Source organism: Streptomyces sp. NPDC090021, assembly GCF_044748225.1.
In the GTDB taxonomy this organism is placed as follows: Bacteria; Actinomycetota; Actinomycetes; order Streptomycetales; family Streptomycetaceae; genus Streptomyces.
Genome location: NZ_JBIVFO010000021.1, coordinates 38159 through 57278, shown reverse-complemented (window position 1 = coordinate 57278; position 19120 = coordinate 38159). Strand labels below are relative to the sequence as shown.

General features: G+C 69.8%; 19 protein-coding genes and 1 pseudogene. 9 read left to right on the top strand and 11 right to left on the bottom strand.

The genetic code is table 11. The features are described from left to right. Positions 1-115: 115 nt before the first annotated feature. The 5 genes from pucL to ACIPXC_RS18615 all read right to left on the bottom strand — a co-directional run bounded on the left by pucL (position 116) and on the right by ACIPXC_RS18615 (position 2731). Positions 116-1039 carry a factor-independent urate hydroxylase gene (gene pucL, locus ACIPXC_RS18635; RefSeq protein ID WP_046779820.1) on the bottom strand — a complete coding sequence of 308 codons (924 nt, stop codon included), beginning with the start codon at positions 1037-1039 and terminating at the stop codon, positions 116-118. Between the two features lies 1 nt (position 1040). Then, on the bottom strand, positions 1041-1430 hold the full coding sequence (uraH, locus tag ACIPXC_RS18630; protein ID WP_401619046.1) for a hydroxyisourate hydrolase: 390 nt from the start codon (positions 1428-1430) through the stop codon (positions 1041-1043). A gap of 8 nt (positions 1431-1438) precedes the next feature. After that, positions 1439-1945: a 2-oxo-4-hydroxy-4-carboxy-5-ureidoimidazoline decarboxylase gene (gene uraD, locus ACIPXC_RS18625; RefSeq protein ID WP_401619044.1), complete on the bottom strand. Its 507-nt coding sequence runs from the start codon at positions 1943-1945 to the stop codon at positions 1439-1441. A 154-nt stretch (positions 1946-2099) separates the two neighbouring features. Next, on the bottom strand, positions 2100-2483 hold the full coding sequence (locus ACIPXC_RS18620; RefSeq protein WP_030961155.1) for a helix-turn-helix domain-containing protein: 384 nt from the start codon (positions 2481-2483) through the stop codon (positions 2100-2102). Further along, positions 2480-2731 (bottom strand): thiamine-binding protein, encoded by a 252-nt coding sequence (locus ACIPXC_RS18615; protein WP_401619040.1) that lies wholly within the window; start codon positions 2729-2731, stop codon positions 2480-2482. The genes ACIPXC_RS18620 and ACIPXC_RS18615 overlap by 4 nt, the downstream gene beginning before the upstream one ends. A gap of 125 nt (positions 2732-2856) precedes the next feature. On the opposite strand from ACIPXC_RS18615, the gene ACIPXC_RS18610 reads away from it, so the two are divergent. From ACIPXC_RS18610 to ACIPXC_RS18600, 3 genes are all read left to right on the top strand, one after another. Next, a complete protein-coding gene (locus tag ACIPXC_RS18610) occupies positions 2857-3690 on the top strand; it encodes a TIM barrel protein (RefSeq protein WP_401619038.1) in 834 nt (277 codons plus the stop codon). 75 nt (positions 3691-3765) lie between these two features. Next, complete coding sequence (locus tag ACIPXC_RS18605) at positions 3766-4656, top strand: 2-hydroxy-3-oxopropionate reductase (RefSeq protein ID WP_401619035.1); 891 nt, start codon at positions 3766-3768, stop codon at positions 4654-4656. A gap of 238 nt (positions 4657-4894) precedes the next feature. Beyond that, on the top strand, positions 4895-6352 hold the full coding sequence (locus ACIPXC_RS18600) for a catalase (protein WP_401619208.1): 1458 nt from the start codon (positions 4895-4897) through the stop codon (positions 6350-6352). 491 nt (positions 6353-6843) lie between these two features. Here ACIPXC_RS18600 and ACIPXC_RS18595 read toward each other — a convergent pair whose 3' ends face one another. After that, entirely contained in the window at positions 6844-7095 is a 252-nt protein-coding gene (locus tag ACIPXC_RS18595) for a hypothetical protein (protein ID WP_401619032.1), read from the bottom strand. Between the two features lie 303 nt (positions 7096-7398). Continuing rightward, complete coding sequence (locus tag ACIPXC_RS18590) at positions 7399-8178, bottom strand: GntR family transcriptional regulator (RefSeq protein WP_401619029.1); 780 nt, start codon at positions 8176-8178, stop codon at positions 7399-7401. A gap of 18 nt (positions 8179-8196) precedes the next feature. On the opposite strand from ACIPXC_RS18590, the gene ACIPXC_RS18585 reads away from it, so the two are divergent. Further along, positions 8197-8667, top strand: a complete 471-nt coding sequence (locus tag ACIPXC_RS18585) for an NUDIX hydrolase (protein WP_401619026.1) — start codon at positions 8197-8199, stop codon at positions 8665-8667. Positions 8668-8793: 126 nt separating this feature from the next. Here the strand turns inward: ACIPXC_RS18585 and gcl are convergent, their stop codons facing one another. Both gcl and ACIPXC_RS18575 read right to left on the bottom strand, forming a co-directional pair. Next, positions 8794-10581 (bottom strand): glyoxylate carboligase, encoded by a 1788-nt coding sequence (gcl, locus tag ACIPXC_RS18580; protein ID WP_401619023.1) that lies wholly within the window; start codon positions 10579-10581, stop codon positions 8794-8796. Between the two features lie 317 nt (positions 10582-10898). After that, positions 10899-11084 (bottom strand): hypothetical protein, encoded by a 186-nt coding sequence (locus ACIPXC_RS18575; protein WP_401619021.1) that lies wholly within the window; start codon positions 11082-11084, stop codon positions 10899-10901. A gap of 370 nt (positions 11085-11454) precedes the next feature. Here ACIPXC_RS18575 and ACIPXC_RS18570 point away from each other — a divergent pair, with 370 nt between their 5' ends. Then, positions 11455-11838 carry a hypothetical protein gene (locus ACIPXC_RS18570; protein ID WP_401619018.1) on the top strand — a complete coding sequence of 128 codons (384 nt, stop codon included), beginning with the start codon at positions 11455-11457 and terminating at the stop codon, positions 11836-11838. Between the two features lie 38 nt (positions 11839-11876). Beyond that, positions 11877-12365 (top strand): glutathione peroxidase, encoded by a 489-nt coding sequence (locus tag ACIPXC_RS18565; protein WP_401619015.1) that lies wholly within the window; start codon positions 11877-11879, stop codon positions 12363-12365. A 189-nt stretch (positions 12366-12554) separates the two neighbouring features. Here ACIPXC_RS18565 and ACIPXC_RS18560 read toward each other — a convergent pair whose 3' ends face one another. Both ACIPXC_RS18560 and ACIPXC_RS18555 read right to left on the bottom strand, forming a co-directional pair. Beyond that, positions 12555-14261, bottom strand: a complete 1707-nt coding sequence (locus ACIPXC_RS18560; RefSeq protein ID WP_401619012.1) for an AMP-binding protein — start codon at positions 14259-14261, stop codon at positions 12555-12557. Positions 14262-14420: 159 nt separating this feature from the next. Further along, on the bottom strand, positions 14421-15539 hold the full coding sequence (locus ACIPXC_RS18555; protein WP_401619009.1) for a winged helix DNA-binding domain-containing protein: 1119 nt from the start codon (positions 15537-15539) through the stop codon (positions 14421-14423). Positions 15540-15741: 202 nt separating this feature from the next. Here ACIPXC_RS18555 and ACIPXC_RS18550 point away from each other — a divergent pair, with 202 nt between their 5' ends. From ACIPXC_RS18550 to ACIPXC_RS18540, 3 genes and pseudogenes are all read left to right on the top strand, one after another. Further along, entirely contained in the window at positions 15742-16134 is a 393-nt protein-coding gene (locus tag ACIPXC_RS18550) for a hypothetical protein (protein ID WP_401619006.1), read from the top strand. Positions 16135-16139: 5 nt separating this feature from the next. Continuing rightward, positions 16140-16427 (top strand): annotated as a pseudogene (locus ACIPXC_RS18545) (hypothetical protein); the annotation flags it as partial. 319 nt (positions 16428-16746) lie between these two features. Beyond that, the gene (locus ACIPXC_RS18540) at positions 16747-18990 is read left to right on the top strand and encodes a hypothetical protein (RefSeq protein WP_401619004.1); all 2244 of its coding nucleotides are present in this window, start codon (positions 16747-16749) and stop codon (positions 18988-18990) included. Positions 18991-19120: the final 130 nt, after the last annotated feature.

Sequence of the window (19120 nt, the reverse complement as noted above, 5' to 3'; positions counted from 1 at the left end):
GGCAGCTGACAGTACTGCCGCCCCATGGGGTGCGTCCGGGTGCCGATTCAGGAAGTGGGGCCGTGTCGCGCGGTCCCGGGGCCACTGCGGTGCCCCGGGCCGCGCGTGCCGCGCTCTAGAGGTTGGTCATGTCCACCGGGATGCGCGCGTCGGCGCCGTCCCGCAGGATCGTGGCCTCGATCAGACCGTACGGACGGTCCGCGGCGAAGTACACCTCGTTGTCGTTCTTGAGGCCGAAGGGCTCAAGGTCCACGAGGAAGTGGTGCTTGTTCGGGAGCGAGAAGCGGACCTCGTCGATCTCCGAACGGTGGTTGATGATGCGCGAACCCATCTGGTACAGGGTCTGCTGCAGCGAGAGGGAGTAGGTCTCCGCGAAGGCCTGCAGCATGTGCTTGCGGGTCTCGGCGTAGGACTTCTCCCAGTTGGGCATCCGCTGCTCGTCGTCGGACCAGTTGAAGCGCCAGCGGCTCGACACCTGGGTGGCCAGGATGCGGTCGTACGCCTCCTGGAGGGTCGTGTACTTGTCCTTCACGTAACCCCAGAACTCGGAGTTCGTGGAGTTCATGACGACCAGGTCCTTGAGGCCGGAGATGACCTCCCAGTTCTGGCCGTCGTAGGTGATCTGGGTGACGCGGGTCTCCTGGCCCTGGCGGACGAAGGAGTGCTTCACCTCGTCGGCGCCGATGAACCTGGAGTTCGCGTCGGACGTGGCGATCCGGTCCCAGGCGTACTCCTCGATCCGGATGCGCGCGCGCTGGATCGGCTCCTGGCTGTTCACGAACCAGCGGGCCAGGTGGATGCCGAACTGCTCGGCGGACTCGATGCCGTACTCCTTGGCGAACGCGTACACCGTGTTCTTGGTGGTGTCCGTCGGCAGGACGTTGGCGTTCGAGCCGGAGTAGTGGACGTCGTCCATGTCGCCGGAGAGGGCGACCGAGACGTTCAGGTCCTTGATGTGGTGGGTGTCGCCGTCCCGCGTGATCTTGACGACGCGGTTCTCTGCCTTGCCGTACTGGTTCTGGCCCAGAATCGTGGCCATGCTAGCTCCCTCGGTAAACGGAGTAGCCGAACGGGTTGAGCAGCAGCGGTACGTGGTAGTGCTCGCCCGGGTTCACCGCGAAGGTGATGGTGACCTCGGGGAAGAACGCACCGCTGTCCCTTACGCGGGGGGCGTCCTGCTGCGCCTCGGCTTGCTTCTTCGAAAAGTACGTCTCGGTCTCGAAGTCGAGACGTACGTGGGTGGTGCCCTCCGGCAGCGCCGGCAGGTCCTTGCAGCGCCCGTCGGCATCGGTGGCGGATCCGCCCAGGGCCGCCCACTCGCCGCTCGGTCCCGTACGGGCCGACAGCGCGATGGCGACGCCCTCGGCGGGCCTGCCGATGCTGGTGTCCAGGATGTGCGTGGACACCGACGCGGTGGTCTCGGTGCTCATGGCGGGTCTCACTCTCCTTCTACGAGGCGGGTCAGGCGGATCCGGTTGATCTTGACGAGCTCGCCGCGGGCGATCTCCCGCTCCTGCTCCGGCGAGTTGTCGATCCGGACCTTGACCGCGTCCCGCATGAACTCACCGGTCGCACCGGTGGCGCAGATGAGGAAGACGTGGCCGAACTTCTCCTGGTAGGCCAGGTTCAGTTCGAGGAGTTCGTTCCTGAGCTCCTCGGAGGCACCGGCCATACCGCGCTGCTCGCGGGCGGAGGTCGGGTCTCCCGGCTTCGGCCGGCCGATCGGCGCGTGGCCTCCCATCGCCTCGGCCAGGTCCTCCGCGGTGAGCTCCGCCATGGCGGCCTCGTTGGCGGCGAACAGGGAGTCGGCGGTGGTGAAGGGGCGCTGGGCGAGCATCTTGCTCCCCCATGCCGAGCTGGCGCACACCTCGTGCAGCTCGGCCGCGGCCGCGCTGTCGTCCAAGGTGTTGATCCGGGTGAGACCCGGGGTCGGACTCGAAGTCACGGTAGGCCTCCGTGGCCTGTTGTTGCTTAGACGGGCTGCGCATAGCTAACGCTCTCCACAACACGGCGTCAACACTTTGTTGAAACTTCCCGTACGCAAAAGCCGCCGCCCGGGTGAATCGGGCGGCGGCTCGTCACTTCGCGTCAGAATCCGCTCACGCTTGGCTGCTCTTACCGGGGTTTTCCCTGTTCAAGTAGTTGTAGACCGTGAAGCGGCTCACGCCCAGCGCGCCCGCGACCGTCTCCACCCCGTGCCGTACGGAAAAGGCGCCCCGCGCCTCCAGTATCCGCACCACGTCCTGCTTGGACTTCCGGTCGAGCTGGGCCAGCGGTACGCCGTGCCGGCGCTCCAGCGCGGCCAGGATGTGGTCCAGCGAGTCCGAGAGCTGGGGCAGGCGCACCGCCAGCAGGTCCTGGCCCTCCCAGGTGAGCACGACGTCGTCGGGCGTGGCCTGGGCCGGGTCCATCAGCTCGCCGCCCATGGCGTCCACGAGCGGCTTGACCGCCGTGACGAACGGGTGGTCGCGGGGCTCGGTCATGACGTCTCCTCGCCGATCACGTTGACCTGGAGGGTGACGCGCGTGGCCCCGGCCTGAAGGGAGTCGCGCAGCAGGGCACCCACGGCGGCGAGCACCCGGTCGGCCTCGCCCTCGGCGGTGTTGCCGAACGGGCCGACGTCCACCGCCTCCAGCTGGGCCTTCTGGATGACCTCGCGGGCCGCCACGGCATGGTCGGGGGCCTCTTCGAGGTCGAAGGGCTCGGTCGTGAACTCCACTCTCAATCGCACGCCGTCAAGCTACCGCGACGTCTCGATTTTTCGGCAGTCCGCACTTGACATCCGCACGGAACCCCATGCAGTCTTCCATCAAGCAGAAAACAACTTCCGCAATACGGAAGGAGCGCACACCCCTCATGGGATACACGGACCAGCGCTTCGATGTGAACCTGTCGATCCTCTTCACGGAACTCCCGCTCCTGGAGCGCCCCGCGGCCGCCGCCGCGGCGGGCTTCACGGCGGTCGAGCTGTGGTGGCCCTGGATCGAGACCCCCACCCCCGCTCAGGAGGAGCTCGACGCACTCAGGAAGGCTCTTGAGGACGCGGGCACCCAGCTGGTGGGCCTGAACTTCTACGCCGGCCGACTGCCGGGCCCGGACCGCGGTGCGGTCTCGGTACCCGGTGAGGAGTCGGACCGCTTCAACGCCAACATCAACGTGGCCGCGGACTTCGCCGCCTCGGTCGGCTGCAAGGCGCTCAACGCCCTGTACGGCAACCGCGTCGAAGGCGTGGACCCGGCCGTCCAGGACGAGCTGGCCCTGAAGAACCTGGTCGTCGCGGCGCGGGCCGCGGACCGCGTGGGCGCGATCCTCCTGATCGAGACCCTCAACAAGCCCGAGTCGCCGCTCTACCCGCTGGTGAGCGCCCCGGCCGGCATCGAGGTGGTGGACAAGGTGAACGAGGCCACCGGCCTCGGCAACGCCAAGTTCCTGCTCGACCTGTACCACCTGGCGATGAACGATGAGGACCTCTCCGAGGTCATCGAAAAGTACGCCGCCAAGACCGGACACGTCCAGATCGCGGACAAGCCGGGGCGAGGTGCTCCGGGCACCGGCGAGCTGCCCCTGGAGGAGCTGCTCGACCAGCTGAAGAAGGCCGGATACGAGGGCTACGTAGGCCTTGAGTACAAGGCCGCCGACGCTGCCGCCTCCTTCGCGTGGCTGCCGGCCGAGGCCCGCGCCGCCAAGTAGGAGGAGGAAGTCCGGGCGATCCGCCAGGCACCTCACGCACTTTTCGTACGAAGCATTAAGAGAAGGACCCTCATCATGAGCAACCTCCCCAAGATTGCCTGGATCGGCCTCGGAATCATGGGCTCCCCCATGGCCGAGAACCTGCTGAAGGCCGGCTACTCGGTCACCGGCTTCACCCTGGAGCAGGACAAGCTGGACCGCCTCGCCGCCGCCGGCGGCATCGCGGCCGGCTCGATCGCCGAGGCCGTCAAGGACGCCGACGTCGTCATCACGATGGTGCCGGCCTCCCCGCAGGTCGAGGCCATCAACTACGGCCCCGAGGGCATCCTCGAGAACGCCAGGTCCGGCGCGCTGATCATCGACATGTCGTCGATCACCCCGCAGACCTCGATCGACCTGGCGAAGAACGCCGCCGAGAAGGGCATCCGCGTCATCGACGCCCCGGTGTCCGGCGGCGAGGCCGGCGCCATCGAGGCCGTGCTGTCGATCATGGTGGGTGGCGAGCAGGCCGACTTCGACGCGGCCCTGCCGATCCTCGAAGCCCTCGGCAAGGTCATCGTGCTGTGCGGCCCGCACGGCTCCGGCCAGACGGTGAAGGCCGCCAACCAGCTCATCGTCGCGGTGAACATCCAGGCGTGCGCCGAGGCCGTCGTCTTCCTGGAGAAGTCCGGCGTGAACCTCCAGGCCGCCCTGGACGTGCTCAACGGCGGTCTGGCCGGCTCCACGGTCCTGACCCGCAAGAAGGACAACTTCCTGAACCGCGACTTCAAGCCCGGCTTCCGGATCGACCTGCACCACAAGGACATGGGCATCGTCACCGACGCCGCCCGCAATGTCGGTGCGGCCCTCCCGGTCGGCGCGGTCGTCGCCCAGCTGGTCGCCTCGCTGCGCGCCCAGGGTGACGGCGGCCTCGACCACTCGGCCCTGCTGCGCGCCGTCGAGCGCCTCTCCGGCGCCCAGGTCTGAGGCCCCCCGCCGGGCCCGCCCAGGGCCCGGACCGCCCCCTCGTGCAGGGGGCACCGAGTCTCCGGACGGTGCCGGTGCTGACACCTGTCCTGTCGCGCCCAAGCGCCGGCACCGTCCGGGTCACCTCACCCCACAACTTCGTTCAACAAACTGTTGACGTTTAGTTCTCGCCGAATTTAGGCTGTTCCGCATGACGGAAGACGCTTTCCGTCAGCAGTTACCCGTACGGAAGGTCACCATGTCGAAGCGCACGCTGACGACCGAGTCCGGCGCCCCGGTCGCCGACAACCAGAACTCCGCCACCGCCGGCGTCGGTGGCCCGCTCCTGATCCAGGACCAGCAGCTCCTGGAGAAGCTCGCCCGCTTCAACCGTGAGCGCATCCCGGAGCGCGTGGTGCACGCCCGCGGGTCGGCCGCGTACGGGTACTTCGAGGTGACCGACGACGTCACCGCGTACACCAGCGCCGCCTTCCTGAACACGGTCGGCAAGAAGACCGAGACCTTCCTGCGGTTCTCCACCGTCGCCGACTCCCTCGGCGGTGCGGACGCGGTGCGCGACCCCCGCGGCTTCGCCCTGAAGTTCTACACCGAAGAGGGCAACTACGACCTCGTCGGCAACAACACCCCGGTGTTCTTCATCAAGGACCCGATCAAGTTCCCCGACTTCATCCACTCCCAGAAGCGCGACCCGTTCACGGGCAAGCAGGAGCCGGACAACGTCTGGGACTTCTGGGCGCACGCCCCCGAGGCCACGCACCAGATCACCTGGCTGATGGGCGACCGCGGCATCCCGGCGTCGTACCGCCACATGAACGGCTACGGCTCCCACACGTACCAGTGGACGAACGAGAAGGGCGAGGCCTTCTTCGTCAAGTACCACTTCAAGACGAACCAGGGCATCCGCTGCCTCTCGGGCGAGCAGGCCGCCGAACTCGTCGGCAAGGACGCGAACTCGCACCAGACCGACCTGCTCCAGGCGATCGAGCGCGGGGTGAACCCGAGCTGGACCCTCCACGTCCAGATCATGCCCGCCGCCGAGGCCGCGGACTACCGCTTCAACCCGTTCGACCTCACCAAGGTGTGGCCGCACGCCGACTACCCGCTGCAGCGCGTGGGCCGCCTGGTCCTCGACCGCAACCCGGACAACGTCTTCGCCGAGGTCGAGCAGTCCGCCTTCTCCCCGAACAACTTCGTCCCGGGCATCACCGCCTCGCCGGACAAGATGCTCCAGGGCCGCCTCTTCGCCTACGCGGACGCCCAGCGCTACCGCCTCGGTGTGAACCACACCCAGCTGCCGGTCAACGCGCCCAAGGCGACGAAGGCCGACAACTACGGCCGCGACGGCGTCATGGCGCTGCGCAACGGCTCGCGCCACGACAAGAACTACGAGCCCAACTCGTACCAGGGTCCGGCCGAGACCGGTCTGGCGCTGGGCGCCCCGAAGGCCGTCTCCGGCTACACGGGCACCCACGAGGCCCCGGCCCACACCAAGGACGACGACTTCTTCCAGGCCGGTGAGCTCTACCGCCTGATGTCGGAGGCCGAGAAGGAGCGTCTGGTGGCGAACATCGCCGGCGGCCTCTCCCAGGTCACCCTTGAGGACGTCATCGAGAAGAACCTGGCTCACTTCCACGCCGCGGACGCCGACTACGGCCGTCGCGTCGAGGAGGCCGTGCGCGCCCTGCGCGACGCCTGAGCCGCACAGATGTACCGGGGGCCTGACGGGAGGTCAGGCCCCGGGTGCTGAGCCCGACCCGTGGACCCGGATGAGGGGTGGTACGCGGTGAGGGCAGACTGCGCCAGCGATGCGGCTGGCGCCGCGTGAGGACCGTGGCGGGCGTGCGAGCCAGTGCGGTGGTAATGGGTTCCGAGGCCCGTCTCTTGACCTGAGGGAGACGACGCCGGAGTTCTCGTCGCCCGCCCGCCACGGTCCCAGCCACTCCTCTTCTTACAGGGGCTACGCACAGAGCCCCCTGCGAGGAGGGGAGATCTCCTCCCCAACACACTCCGCCCGGCGGTGCGAACGTCCTGTCGCGCCAGCCTCGCACCGTCGGGCGGTAACAACCAGAGCGCCGAGTCACGGACGGTCCCGTGACTCGGCGCTTTGCCGTCGGATGACCCCAGGACCCGGCTGCCTGCACCAGGGGTCGAACGGGCCCATGCAGCAGCGGCGGGCACGTCGGATCACTACGCGCTTCTCCGGTCTCGGCGTCCGACGATCCGCAGCTGGTCCGGGGCGGGCTCGACGTTGGTCACGGCAGTGGTGAATTCGCGGCCGGAGGCACCTCGGATGTAGGCCAGCTCCATCCAGCGTTCGATGGCGGCGTCGGAGACGTTCTCGTTGATCACGGCCATCAGCACGCCTTCGGTACCCGAAGCGATGTCGCGGACACGTTGGTGGAGGAGGCGGTGGGGGACGTATTCGTAGCTCTCACTCATCGGACGTTCCTTGGAAGGTGGCGAGGAAACGCTCCCAGCCGGCCTGCGCCCGGGTGAGTAGTTCCGAGCTCGGCTCAATCGCAGCCACAGCCGTCGATGAGGAGGTGTCGTCGATACGGGCGGAACAGAGCGTTGCCGCCAGACGAGCGGGAACCTGACACATGGCCATAACTCCTTCAGACAAGCCAAACTCCTTCACTCATGTACATGAGTGATGCAGAGAAGAGTGCCGCGACTCCTGTACATGAGTCAACCCACTGTGAAGGTGAAATCACAGTGGGTTGGGGTCGGAGGGATGGGCCGTCAGTCGGTCGCCGGGACTCGAAACTCGAAGACGAACTGGTCGGCTGCCATGAGGGTGTCGCAGACCTCAACGACCCGGCCTGCCTCCGTGACCGCGTTCCGGAGCAGGTGCACCACCGTCGCTCCAGGACTCAGTGCCAGCTCGGACGCCTCCGCCTTCGAGGCGGGTCGCGCCTGCAGGGTCTCGACGAACTCGGCGAAGGTGTACCCATGCTCTTCGAGGCGGGCGTAGATGCCGCCACCTCCGGTGTTCTCCGCGAAGAGTTCCGGGATGTCGCGCACCACGTCCCACGGCAGGTAGGACGTCGCGGTTTCCACGGGAGTGCCGTTGCGGAAGTACAAGCGGCGACGCGCAAGCACTTGTGCCCCGGCATCCACTCCGAGCCGCTGAGCGATGGCCTCCGGGACCTCGACAGGGCCGATGTAGACGACGCTCACCTTGGCAGTGGCGCCGGACTGCTCCGACTCGGCGAGGTAAGCGGCTTTGCCGCCCTGCCGCAGGGAGCGACGGAAGCGATTCGACGACCGGTGGCGTACCGGTGGCCGGTCCTTCACATAGGAGCCCTTCCCGTGCCGGGTTTCCACGAGACCGCTGGCGCGGATCTCCAGCATCGCCTTGCGCACGGTCCCGCCCGAGACTCCATAGCGCTCGACCATTTCGGTCTCGCTGGGCACCTGGTCTCCCGGCTTCAAGACGCCGGCGCGAACCTGCTGGACGATGTCCTCGGCGATCTGCACATACCGGGGCACGGCGTTGCCTCCTCCTACAGCTGCTCCCATGGTCCTTCGCTTCCTCCTATGCTCATGTACATGAGTAACAGCGTCCCTTCGGACACGTCAACGCCACTTCATTCCGTGTCGGTTGCCGGGGCGGTGGTGCGCGATGACGGCCGACTGCTGGCCATCCGCAGGGCCGACAACGGGACGTGGGAGCTGCCGGGCGGGGTGCTGGAGCTGGCGGAAACCCCGGAAGGCGGGGTACGGCGGGAGGTGCTGGAGGAGACCGGTATCCATGTCGAGGTGGACCGACTTACCGGCGTGTACAAGAACATCAGGGCCGGAGTGGTGGCCCTGGTCTTCCGCTGCAAGCCCTCGGGTGGCTTCGAACGCGTCTCGGGCGAAACCACCGCGGTCCAGTGGCTGACAGCGGACGAGGTGGCCGAGCGCATGTCCGAGGTCTACGCCATCCGACTCCTGGACGCACTCGACGGCAACAGCCCCCACGTACGGAGCCATGACGGACGCCACCTCCTCACGGTCCAGCGCTGAACTGCAGCGCACAGGTCTGTGTGTCCTGAGTTCGTCGCGGCCGTACCCGGGGCCGCACTCGAACGCGGCGCGGCCCCCGCCCTCCAAGGAGGAACGGGGGCCGCCGGGTACTGCCGCGGGGCAGGGTCAGACCTGCAGGGCCTTGATGGCGGTCGGGGCGTGAGCGGGCTCGGTCGCGAGCTCCTCGAACTCGGTGACGTCGCTCATGTCGACGGTCTTGCTCATCGAGATGTTGGTGACGCGCTCCAGGATGGCCTCGACGACGACCGGGACCTGGAACTCCTGAGCCAGCTTCTTGGCCTCCTCGAAGGCGGCACCCAGCTCGTTCGGGTCGGTGACGCGGATCGCCTTGACGCCCAGGCCCTCGGCGACCTTGACGTGGTCGACGCCGTAGGCGCCGATCTCCGGGGTGTTGATGTTCTCGAATTCCAGGTTGACCTCGAAGTTGATGCCGAGACCGCCCTGCGCCTGACGGATCAGGCCGAGGTAGGCGTTGTTCACGAGGACGTGGACGTAGGGGACCTTGTGCTGGGCGGCGACCGCCAGCTCCTCGATCATGAACTGGAAGTCGTAGTCGCCCGAGAGCGCGACGATCGGGGTCTCCGGGTCGGCGGTGGCGGCACCGATGGCGGCCGGGATGGTCCAGCCGAGCGGGCCGGCCTGGCCGCAGTTGATCCAGTGGCGCGGCTTGTAGACGTGCAGCATCTGCGCGCCGGCGATCTGGGAGAGGCCGATGGTGGTGACGTAGCGGGTCTCGGGACCGAACGCCTTGTTCATCTCCTCGTAGACGCGCTGCGGCTTCATCGGGATGTTGTCGAAGTGCGTGCGGCGCTGCAGGGTGGCCTTGCGCTCCTGGGCGGAGGCGGCCCAGGCGGAGAAGTCCGGCAGCTTGCCCTCGGCCTTGAGTTCCTTGGCGACCTCGATGAAGAGCTCCAGCGCGGCCTTGGCGTCGGAGGCGATGCCGAAGTCCGGGGCGAAGATCTTGCCGATCTGCGTGGGCTCGATGTCGACGTGGACGAACTTGCGGTCGCCCAGGTACGCGTCCAGGTTGTAACCGGTGTGACGGTTGGCCCAGCGGTTGCCGATGCCGAGGACGACGTCGGACTCCAGGAAGGTCGCGTTGCCGTAGCGGTGCGAGGTCTGGACGCCGACCATGCCGGCCGCCAGCTCGTGGTCGTCCGGGATGACGCCCCAGCCCATGAGGGTGGAGATGACCGGGATGTTGGTCAGCTCGGCGAACTCGACCAGCAGGTCGCAGGCGTCGGCGTTGATGATGCCGCCACCGGCGACGATCAGCGGCCGCTCGGACTCCAGCAGGAAGCTCAGGGCCTTCTCGGCCTGGGCGCGGTTGGCCTGCGGCTTGTAGACCGGCAGCGGCTGGTAGGTGGCCGGGTCGAACTCGATCTCGGTCAGCTGGACGTCGATGGGCAGGTCGATGAGGACCGGGCCGGGACGGCCGGAGCGCATGAGGTGGAAGGCCTGCTGGAAGACGCCGGGGACCTGCGCGGCCTCCAAGACCGTCGTGGCCGCCTTGGTGACCGGCTTGGCGATCGCGGCGATGTCGACGGCCTGGAAGTCCTCCTTGTGGAGCTTGGAGACCGGAGCCTGACCGGTGATGCACAGGATCGGGATGGAGTCCGCGATGGCGGAGTACAGGCCGGTGATCATGTCGGTGCCGGCCGGGCCCGAAGTACCGATGCAGACGCCGATGTTGCCCGCCTTGGCACGGGTGTACCCCTCCGCCATGTGCGAGGCGCCCTCGACGTGGCGGGCGAGCGTGTGGTTGATGCCGCCCACGTTCTTGAGCTCGCGGTAGAAGGGGTTGATCGCAGCACCGGGAACACCGAACGCTTGTTCGACACCCTCGAGCTTGAGGATCTCAACTGCAGCAGCGGCGGCTGTCATACGAGGCATCAGGTTCTCCTGCGGGTCTGGCGGTCAGGCACTTTCCGTCATACGGAAGTTTTGTTCTGCTATACGGAACAAGCTAAGCGGCGACTTCTCCGACGTCAAGGCGCTACGAGACCCCGGAACCCACCAAATGCCGCATCTCGCTCGACGACTTGTACAAATCACCGATCGACCGGCGGGAACGGGACCGAAATGGCGCGCTCGCTCCCCCCGGCGATAGCCGGTGGTGGAGCATGGACCCACGCACGGCGACGGAGGGGGTCAGAGGTCATGGCGGAAGCGGTACCGGTGCGCTGCCCGGCGTGCCTGCGCGAGAACGGCTACACCGCGCCGGTCTTCCCCTGCGCCTGCGGAACCCCGGTCCATCCCCCGCTGGACCTGTCGGCGCCCCCGGTGCTGATGACCCACCGCACCTGGTCGGACAGCTGGGTGGCGGTACGGTGCACGGCCTGCGGGCGGGAGAGCGAGTGGCCACACCCGGAGCTGGGGTGCGGGTCGTGCGGCACGGTGGTGCGCCTTCCGGTACACCCGCCGGAGCGGCCGGAGGACGGTACGGGGCGGGGTACGGGACCGGCAGCCGCGACGGGCCCGGCACGCCCGGCCGACCCGGCGGGCTCTGCGGGCTCCACCGGCTCCACCGGCTCTACGGGCTCCACGGGGCCTACGGGGCCTACGGGCTCCACGGGCTCTACGGGGCCTACGGCCTCTACGGACCGCGAGAGCCGGGGCGGGCGGACGGGGCCGGCGGACCTCGGCGGGGGCGGAACCGCGGACCTGCGCGGGGACGGAACGGCGGCGGGGCCCGACGCGGACCCGTCGCACCCGTCGCACCCGACCGCGCCGCCTTCCGCCGTGCCGCGCCCGGCGTTCCGGCCGGTGACCATCCGTACGGCACGGGACGCGGTGGCGACCGCCGCGCTGTACCTGCGCTGGCTCGGCTTCCAGGACGTACGGCAGCCCGACGGGCGGCCGGTCCCCTCGGCGGCGGTGGACCTGCGGGCCCCGGGGCTGGTGGCCCAGGTGGACCCGACCACGGCGCCGGCCGGGCTGCGGGCGGTGGAGTGCGTCTGGCTGAACGGGCTCACGGCCTCGGCGACCAGCGTCTACTTCTCGCTCGCCGGTTACACGGAGGACGCCCGCAGCCGGGCGGACGCGCTCGGCATACCGCTGTTCGTCATGGATCTCACCGGCATGCCCCAGCCGGTCAACGACCCTGCGGACGCACTGGTCGGATCGGGTGCCTGGCCGCAGACCCCGTAGGCTCGTGGCGTTATCCGCTGCCTGTCGAGGAGAGTCCCGTGAGCCTGTACGACATCCCGCTGACCACCCTGTCCGACGAGCCCACCAGCCTGGCGGCGCACAAGGGCAAGGCGATCCTCCTGGTGAACACCGCCTCGCAGTGCGGGCTCACCCCGCAGTACTCGGGGCTGGCCCGGCTGCAGTTCGCGTACGAGGCGAAGGGCTTCACCGTCATCGGCGTGCCCTGCAACCAGTTCGGCGGGCAGGAGCCCGGCAACGCCGAGGACATCCAGACCTTCTGCGCGGCCGGCTTCGGCGTCACCTTCCCGATGCTGGAGAAGTCCGAGGTCAACGGCGAGAACCGACACCCCCTCTACCAGGAGCTGGTGAAGACCCCCGACGCGGACGGCGAGGCCGGGGACATCCAGTGGAACTTCGAGAAGTTCCTGATCTCCCCCGCCGGTGAGGTCGTGGCGCGTTTCCGTCCGCGTACCGAGCCGGAGGCCCCCGAGGTCGTCGCCGCGATCGAGGCGCACCTGCCCGCGTAGGGGCACACGCGAGGAACCGCGTACGGCGCTCGCGCGGGGACAGGGCAGACGACACGGACGGACAGGCGGACAGGACAGGCGGGACGGGCGCTCGTGCGTGAGCGGACGTGAGCGGACGTGACCGGACGTGAGCGGACACGAGGGGGCCGGGTGGGCGCCGCACCGCCCCGCCGGCCCCTCGGCGCCGGCTCAGCGCAGGTCGGCCTCGTGGTACTCCGCCGCCGAACCGGCCGCCGTGAGCTCCCGCAGCTCCACCCGCCGGATCTTGCCCGACACGGTCTTCGGGAGCTCACCGAACTCGATGCACCGGATCCTCTTGTACGGCGACAGCACGGCGCGGGAGTGCTCGAACAGCACGCGGGCGGTCTCCGGCCCGGGCTCCCACCCGCCCGCGAGGGTGACGTACGCCTTCGGGACCGCCAGCCGCAGCTCGTCCGGGGACGGGACGACGGCGGCCTCGGCGACCGCCTCGTGCTCCAGCAGGGCGCTCTCCAGCTCGAACGGGCTGATCTTGTAGTCGGAGGCCTTGAAGACGTCGTCGGAGCGCCCGACGTAGGTGAGGTACCCGTCGGCGTCGCGCGCGGCGATGTCGCCGGTCCGGTAGAGCCCGTCCGCCATGGCCTCGGCGGTGCGCCCCGGGTCGTCGCGGTAGCCGGTCATCACCCCGGCAGGCCGTACGCGCAGGTCCACGCACAGCTCGCCCTCGTCGGGGGACTCCTTGCCGGTGACCGGGTCCAGCAGGACGATCTCGTAGCCGGGCGCCGGACGGCCCATCGAGCCGGGCTTGACGGGGACGCCGGGGAAGTTGCCGACCTGGAGGGTGGTCTCGGTCTGGCCGAACCCGTCGCGGATCGTGATCCCCCAGGCCTCGCGGACCTTCTCGATCACCTCCGGGTTGAGCGGCTCACCGGCGGCCACGGCCTCGCGCGGCGGCCTGGCGAGCCGGGTGAGGTCGGACTGGATCAGCATCCGCCACACGGTGGGCGGGGCGCAGAAGGTGGTCACCCCGTGCCGGTCCATCTCGCCCATCAGCCGTTCGGCGTCGAAGCGGGCGTAGTTGTGGACGAAGACGGTCGCCCCGGCGTTCCAGGGGGCGAAGAGGTTGGACCAGGCGTGCTTGGCCCAGCCGGGCGAGGCGATGTTGAGGTGCACGTCGCCGGGGCGCAGGCCCAGCCAGTACATGGTGGAGAGGTGGCCGATGGGGTACGAGGCGTGGGTGTGCTCGACGAGCTTGGGGCGGTCGGTGGTGCCGGAGGTGAAGTAGAGCATCAGGGGGTCGGTGGCGAGGGTCTCCCCGTCGGGGGTGAAGCCGCCCTCGGCGTCCGGGGTGGCGGCGGCGTCGGCGAGCGGGAGCCAGCCCGCGGGGACCTGCTCACGCTCCCCGGCTGCGATCCGGGTGTAGCCGCCGGGCACCTCGTCGAACTTGGCCGTGTCCTCGGCGCGCGCGACGACGTGGCGGACGTGGCCGCGCTCGACCCGGTCGCGCAGGTCGGCCGGGCCAAGCAGGGGCGCGGCGGGGATGACGACGGCGCGCAGCTTCATCGCGCCGAGCATCACCTCCCACAGTTCGCGCTGGTTGCCGAGCATGACGAGGATCCGGTCGCCCGGAGCGACGCCCCGGGCGCGCAGCCAGTTGGCGGTCGCGTCGGACCGTACGGCGAGCTGCGCGAAGGAGAGGGCCTCGCTGGTGCCGTCCTCCTCGACGATGCGCAGGGCGTCGGCGTCGTTGCCGGCGGCGATGTGGTCGAACCAGTCGAGGGCCCAGTTGAAGCGGTGGGGGCGGGGCCAGGTGAATCCGGTGTGGGCGGTTTCGTAGTCACCGCGTCGCTCCAGCAGGAAGTCCCGCGCCGCGAGGAACTGGGCGGTGGCGCTGTTCCGGTCACTTTCGGTCGTCATGGCAGGTATCGTGCCGCGTCCGGTGTGCGTACCACCAGGGCGGCGTCAGCCGTGAGTTGACCGTATGCGGTGCTTCGGCGGCGGTCCCGCGCGGTGGTCGGGGTGTCGCTCCGGCGGTGGTCCGCCGGCGCGCCGGCGGCGGCCGAGGTGCCGGGCGGCTCAGCCGCGGATCGGCGCGAACCGTACGGACGGGGCGGGGCGGCCGCTCCCGTCGGGCAGCGCACCCATGTCGGCGATCAGCTTCTCTCCCTCGGCGACGATCTCCTCCCCGGTCGCCTTCGGCACACGGTCGAACAGTTCGACGGTGAGCATCCCGCCCTCCAGCTTCCACAGGCCGGCGAGGAACCCGTCGACGAGCAGGGTGCAGTGGGCCTGGTTGCCGGTCCAGCTGCGCCCCTTGACCTCGGGGGCGACCACGCGGGTCCGGTCGGCGTGCGAGAGCAGGAGGTTGTCGAACTCCGGGAGGAAGCGGGGCGGCGCCGGGGTGCCGGCCTCGGGCCGGGGCGCGTCGGGCAGGTCGAACAGCTCCACGCCGTTCTCGTCGCGGAAGACCGCCAGTGCGGGCCGCAGGCGCTCGAAGGCCTCCCGCAGCCGGGTCAGCCCGGCCCAGGTCTGCATGTCCCTGACGGAGGCGGGCCCGAAGGCGGCGAGGTAGCGCAGCACCACGTCGTCCACGGGCTGCGCGGACCCGGCGGGCTCGCCGAGCCAGTTCTCGACGGTGGTGAGCCGTACCTGCCCGCTGAGTCCCCACACCCCGCGGGGCGTGACCTGGACCAGCGGCAGCCGGCAGCGGGCCGCGACGGACAGGGACTGCGGATCTGCGTCGGGCCATTCCCGGAGCAGGTCCTCGCGGATCTCCGCCATGGTGCGCGGCGCGCTGTCGACGAAGGCGCGGGCCCGGTCGGCCAGCCGGTCCAGGTCCACCCCGACGAGGCCCCGGCGGAAGTGGGCCACCTCGCGGTCGCGGACGGGCTGGACGAGCGGGCGCAGGGTGAGGGCGTCGTGGGCGGTGTGCGTGTGGATGGTGGAGCGCATGGTGACCATCCGGACCACCTCGCGGGACTCCATGAGCCCGGCCAGCTCGGCGGTCTCGAAGCCGGCCAGCCGGGCGTGCAGTTGGAAGTAGGGCGGCTTGACGTTCTGCGCCTGCAGCCCGAGGAGGTGGGCGACGGCGTCCCGCGCGGACATCTCGGCGCGGTTCAGCAGCAGCTGGCGGGCGAGCGTGGCGCGGTTCAGCGCGCGGGTGCCGAGTACGGGATGTGTCGTCCTGGAGGCCATGGCAGCAAGCTATCCCCCCCATGCGGACACCTTCTGTCCGCAACTCCGCATCGCGTCTTCTCCGGACCACGGGCCTGCGCCGCCGCACCCAGGCGCACACCCGGGCCTCCTCCCCCTCGGCCGGAGGCCGCGCTGTACGCCATCCTCGACGCGGTGGCCGACGGCATGGCCGCACCACTTCTGCGGCCGCCATAATGGAGGCATGCCCTCCAGCCCGCAGCATCCCGCACCCGCGCCAAAGGGCCTCTCGGGGGCGGACGCCGAAAACCTCGCGCTGTACCGGGAGAAGTTCCGGAGCCGACTGCCGGAGTCGCTGGACGAGCTGCACGGGCCGACGCACGGTCTCGTGGAGCTGCCGCTGCACCTGGCCTGGTCCGGGATGACCTCGTACGACCTGGGGAAACCTCGCCAGCGCATGGGTCTGTACCGCACCGTCCTGCACGAGGGCCTGCACGACGACCTGCCCCGCTACCTCAACCGGGATCTACTCCTCCAGCTGTGGCCCGTGCTGCGCACCCTCGTCGGGCGCACCGTGCGCACCGTGTGGGAGGACGCCTTCCCCCAGCTCGCCTCTCGCACCCGGGCAGCCGCGTGACGGACATGCCGGAGCTGCACAGGCGGCTCCTGGCGGATGTGATTGCCCTCGGCTCAGCGTATCCCTTGGTCCTCACCGGCGGGTATGCCGTGAGGGCGCACAGCCTCGTGAACCGTCCCAGCCAGGACCTCGATGTCGCCACCGAGAACCCCGCGCCGATGGCCGACATCGCGGCCACACTCCGCAGCGGCCTCGAGTCTCGGGGCTGGACAGTACAGGCGCTGGAGACTGCCCCTCTGTCCGCTCGCTTTACCGTGACTGACCCAGTCACCGGGCAGGACTGTGACTCGGACACCCGGACGGGCTACGAAATCCGGCATCACGCCGCGTGACGCACATGCCGAGGGCTGCGACAGCCGTGGCCGGTAGGGCCATGTGCTCCCGAGCGCCTGTGCGCCGGGCCGGGGCGCTGCGCGGGCGCCCGTACCGGCGCGGCCGGAGACGCCGCGCGCCCCGCGAAGGGTCGCGAGGGCGGAGGATATCCGCTGCGGGCGGCGTCAGGGCCGTGTATGCCCCGAAGGACGGTGGTCGCCACGACCGGGTTTGAGCCGGGCACACCGGCAGCGCCATGATGGGGCCGTTCGAGTGGCCCCGGTGCGGTAGGAGCGGCAGATGCGGCGAGACGGGAAGACGGCCCCGTCCGATCTCCAGTTGAAGATCGTGCTGCACGGCACAAGACCGCCCTTGTGGCGGCGCCTCGTGCTGCCGTCCGACACCTCGCTCGGGACGCTGCACGACGCCATCCAGGTCGCCTTCGGATGGCACGGTGAGCATCTGCATCTGTTCACCGACGAGTTCGGCCGGGGGTACGGCGATACGGCCCGACTCACCGGCATGGATGTCAGCTTCGGCCACCAGGTCTTCGACGAGGACGCCACCGCGCTCGGCGACGTGCTGGCCGAGGAGAAGGCACGGCTGCGCTACGTCTACGACTTCGGCGACGACTGGGAGCACGGCATCACGCTGGAGAAGACACTGCCGCGCCCGGTCGGCGCAGAGCGGGCGGTGCGCTGCGTCGGCGGGCGTCGCGCCGACGTGCCGGCCGAGGACATCGGCGGCGTGTGGGGGCTGGCCGAGGTGCTGGAGCTCCTCAAGAGCCCTGACGGGGACGGGGATGGCCCGTACGGTGAGCTTGTCGCCGAGCTGCGGGCGGCCGGTTACGATCCGGCGGCCTTCGACCGGGACGGGATCACCGCGCGACTGGCCCGGCTGACGCCGGACGCGGTGTCCGGCACAGCGAAGCCGCCGACCGGTGATCGGGGCGGACGCGGCGGTGTCCGTCGGCTGACTGCCGACGACGTGGCGTTGTGTACGTGCGGGCACTGCCGGGTGGGCGATCCGGTCGATGCCGGAGTCGACGGACCGGCCGAGGACGCGCCTGTGCTGCGCCCGGTGACCCTGGCTCCGCGGGAGGACCTGGTCGCTGCCGTGCGGGGCATTCCGCTCTTCGACGCTGCGCTGCGGCTCGCCGCCTGGTGCCGCGAGGGACGGCAGGTCACCGCCGGCCGGGTGCTGCGGCCCGCGCTTGCCCGTGAGGCCGTCGAGGAGCTCCGGCTGTGGAAGCTGGCCGGCGACGACTCACCGTTCGCCGATGCCGTCGCGCGGGCTCATGCGTTGAAGTCGCTGCGCAGCGCCAAGGACGTGGCCGTTCTCGATGATCCGTGGTGGCTCGCCGTGGACGGCGGGTTGATCACGATCAGCCGCGGCCGCGCGTGGGGTGGCTCGGCAACCGACTTCACCGGTGAGGGCCTCCTTGAGTTCTGGACCGCCACGATGGGCGATCTGCTGGAGGAGATCGGCGAGACGGGGGTGCTGGACGGGTGGCACGGCGAACTCGGCGAGCTGACGGCCGAGATCGCCGACGGACTGGTCGGAGTGCTGTACGAGGCCCCGGACGACGCCTGGGTGGATGTCGAAGACCTGCGGGCGAAAGCCCGCGAGGTGGGCGAGAAGGGGCCGGAGTTCGATCTCTTCGAGGCGCTGTTCGCGGTGTCCTTCCGGAAGCTCGGGGAAGCGCTCGCCCTGCTGGGCGCGGTGGAGTACGAGCCCGGTGACGGCGGCGATTCGGCCGAGGAGACTCTGCGCACACTCCTGGACTCCGTGGTCGGACAGAAGCCGGGCGGCGGTTCGGGAACCTCGACGGCGGCGTCGGAGCGGTCGTCGGACGACACCCGCGGGCACCGCATGCGGCTCAGCCCACTCGGCCGCCACGGGCTCCGCGCGTACCTGATGGAGTGCGGTGTGGCCGCGCCCCTGCTCGGTGAGTACGCCGAAGCGGACGCCGAGGCTCTGCTCCGGGGGCTTCTGGGCTACTCCCCCGAGGAGATGCGCCGGGAGGTCGACGGGTGGCTGGCACACCGTTCGGCGGCGGATGCCGCGGTAGGACTGCTCGACGCATGCGCGGGAGAGGGGTCCGAGGCAGCGGCGAAGCGCGCCGTGGCCCAACTGGTGCTGGCCGGCCTCGACGACCCCCGGGCCCTGCGCGTACTGCGCAAGGCGGCGGACTCCGACGCCGAGGGGTGCCGTCAGGTGGCCACCACGACCCTGGGCGCGCGCCTTGGCGCAGAAGCACTCGCGGACCCGGCGCGTGCGGAGGAGGCCGGACTGTGGATGCTCATCGACGGACTGTCGATCCTCGCCGGTGCTCCGGAGGGCGAGGAGCTGACCCGGGGCTTCCTGGAGAGCTGGAACACGGCGCCGGAGGCGCTGGAACAGCGGGTGGACGAGCTGTGGCGAGTGGAGCACCCGGCAACCGCCCAGGTGCTCGCCGAACTGGGTGAGGGCCTGCGCGGCGTCGACAAGCGACTGGCCAAACGCATGCGCACCGCGGCGAACAAGGCCCACTCGCGCCGGTGACGGCAGGGTCGGAACCTGCTAATGGACGAAGGCGCGGTGAAGACCGCCTGAACGACAGTGAGGCGTAAAGGGAGTGGCACGAGTCCTCGTACACGAGCAGGGCGCAGGCGCGGGCACAGGCATGGGCACG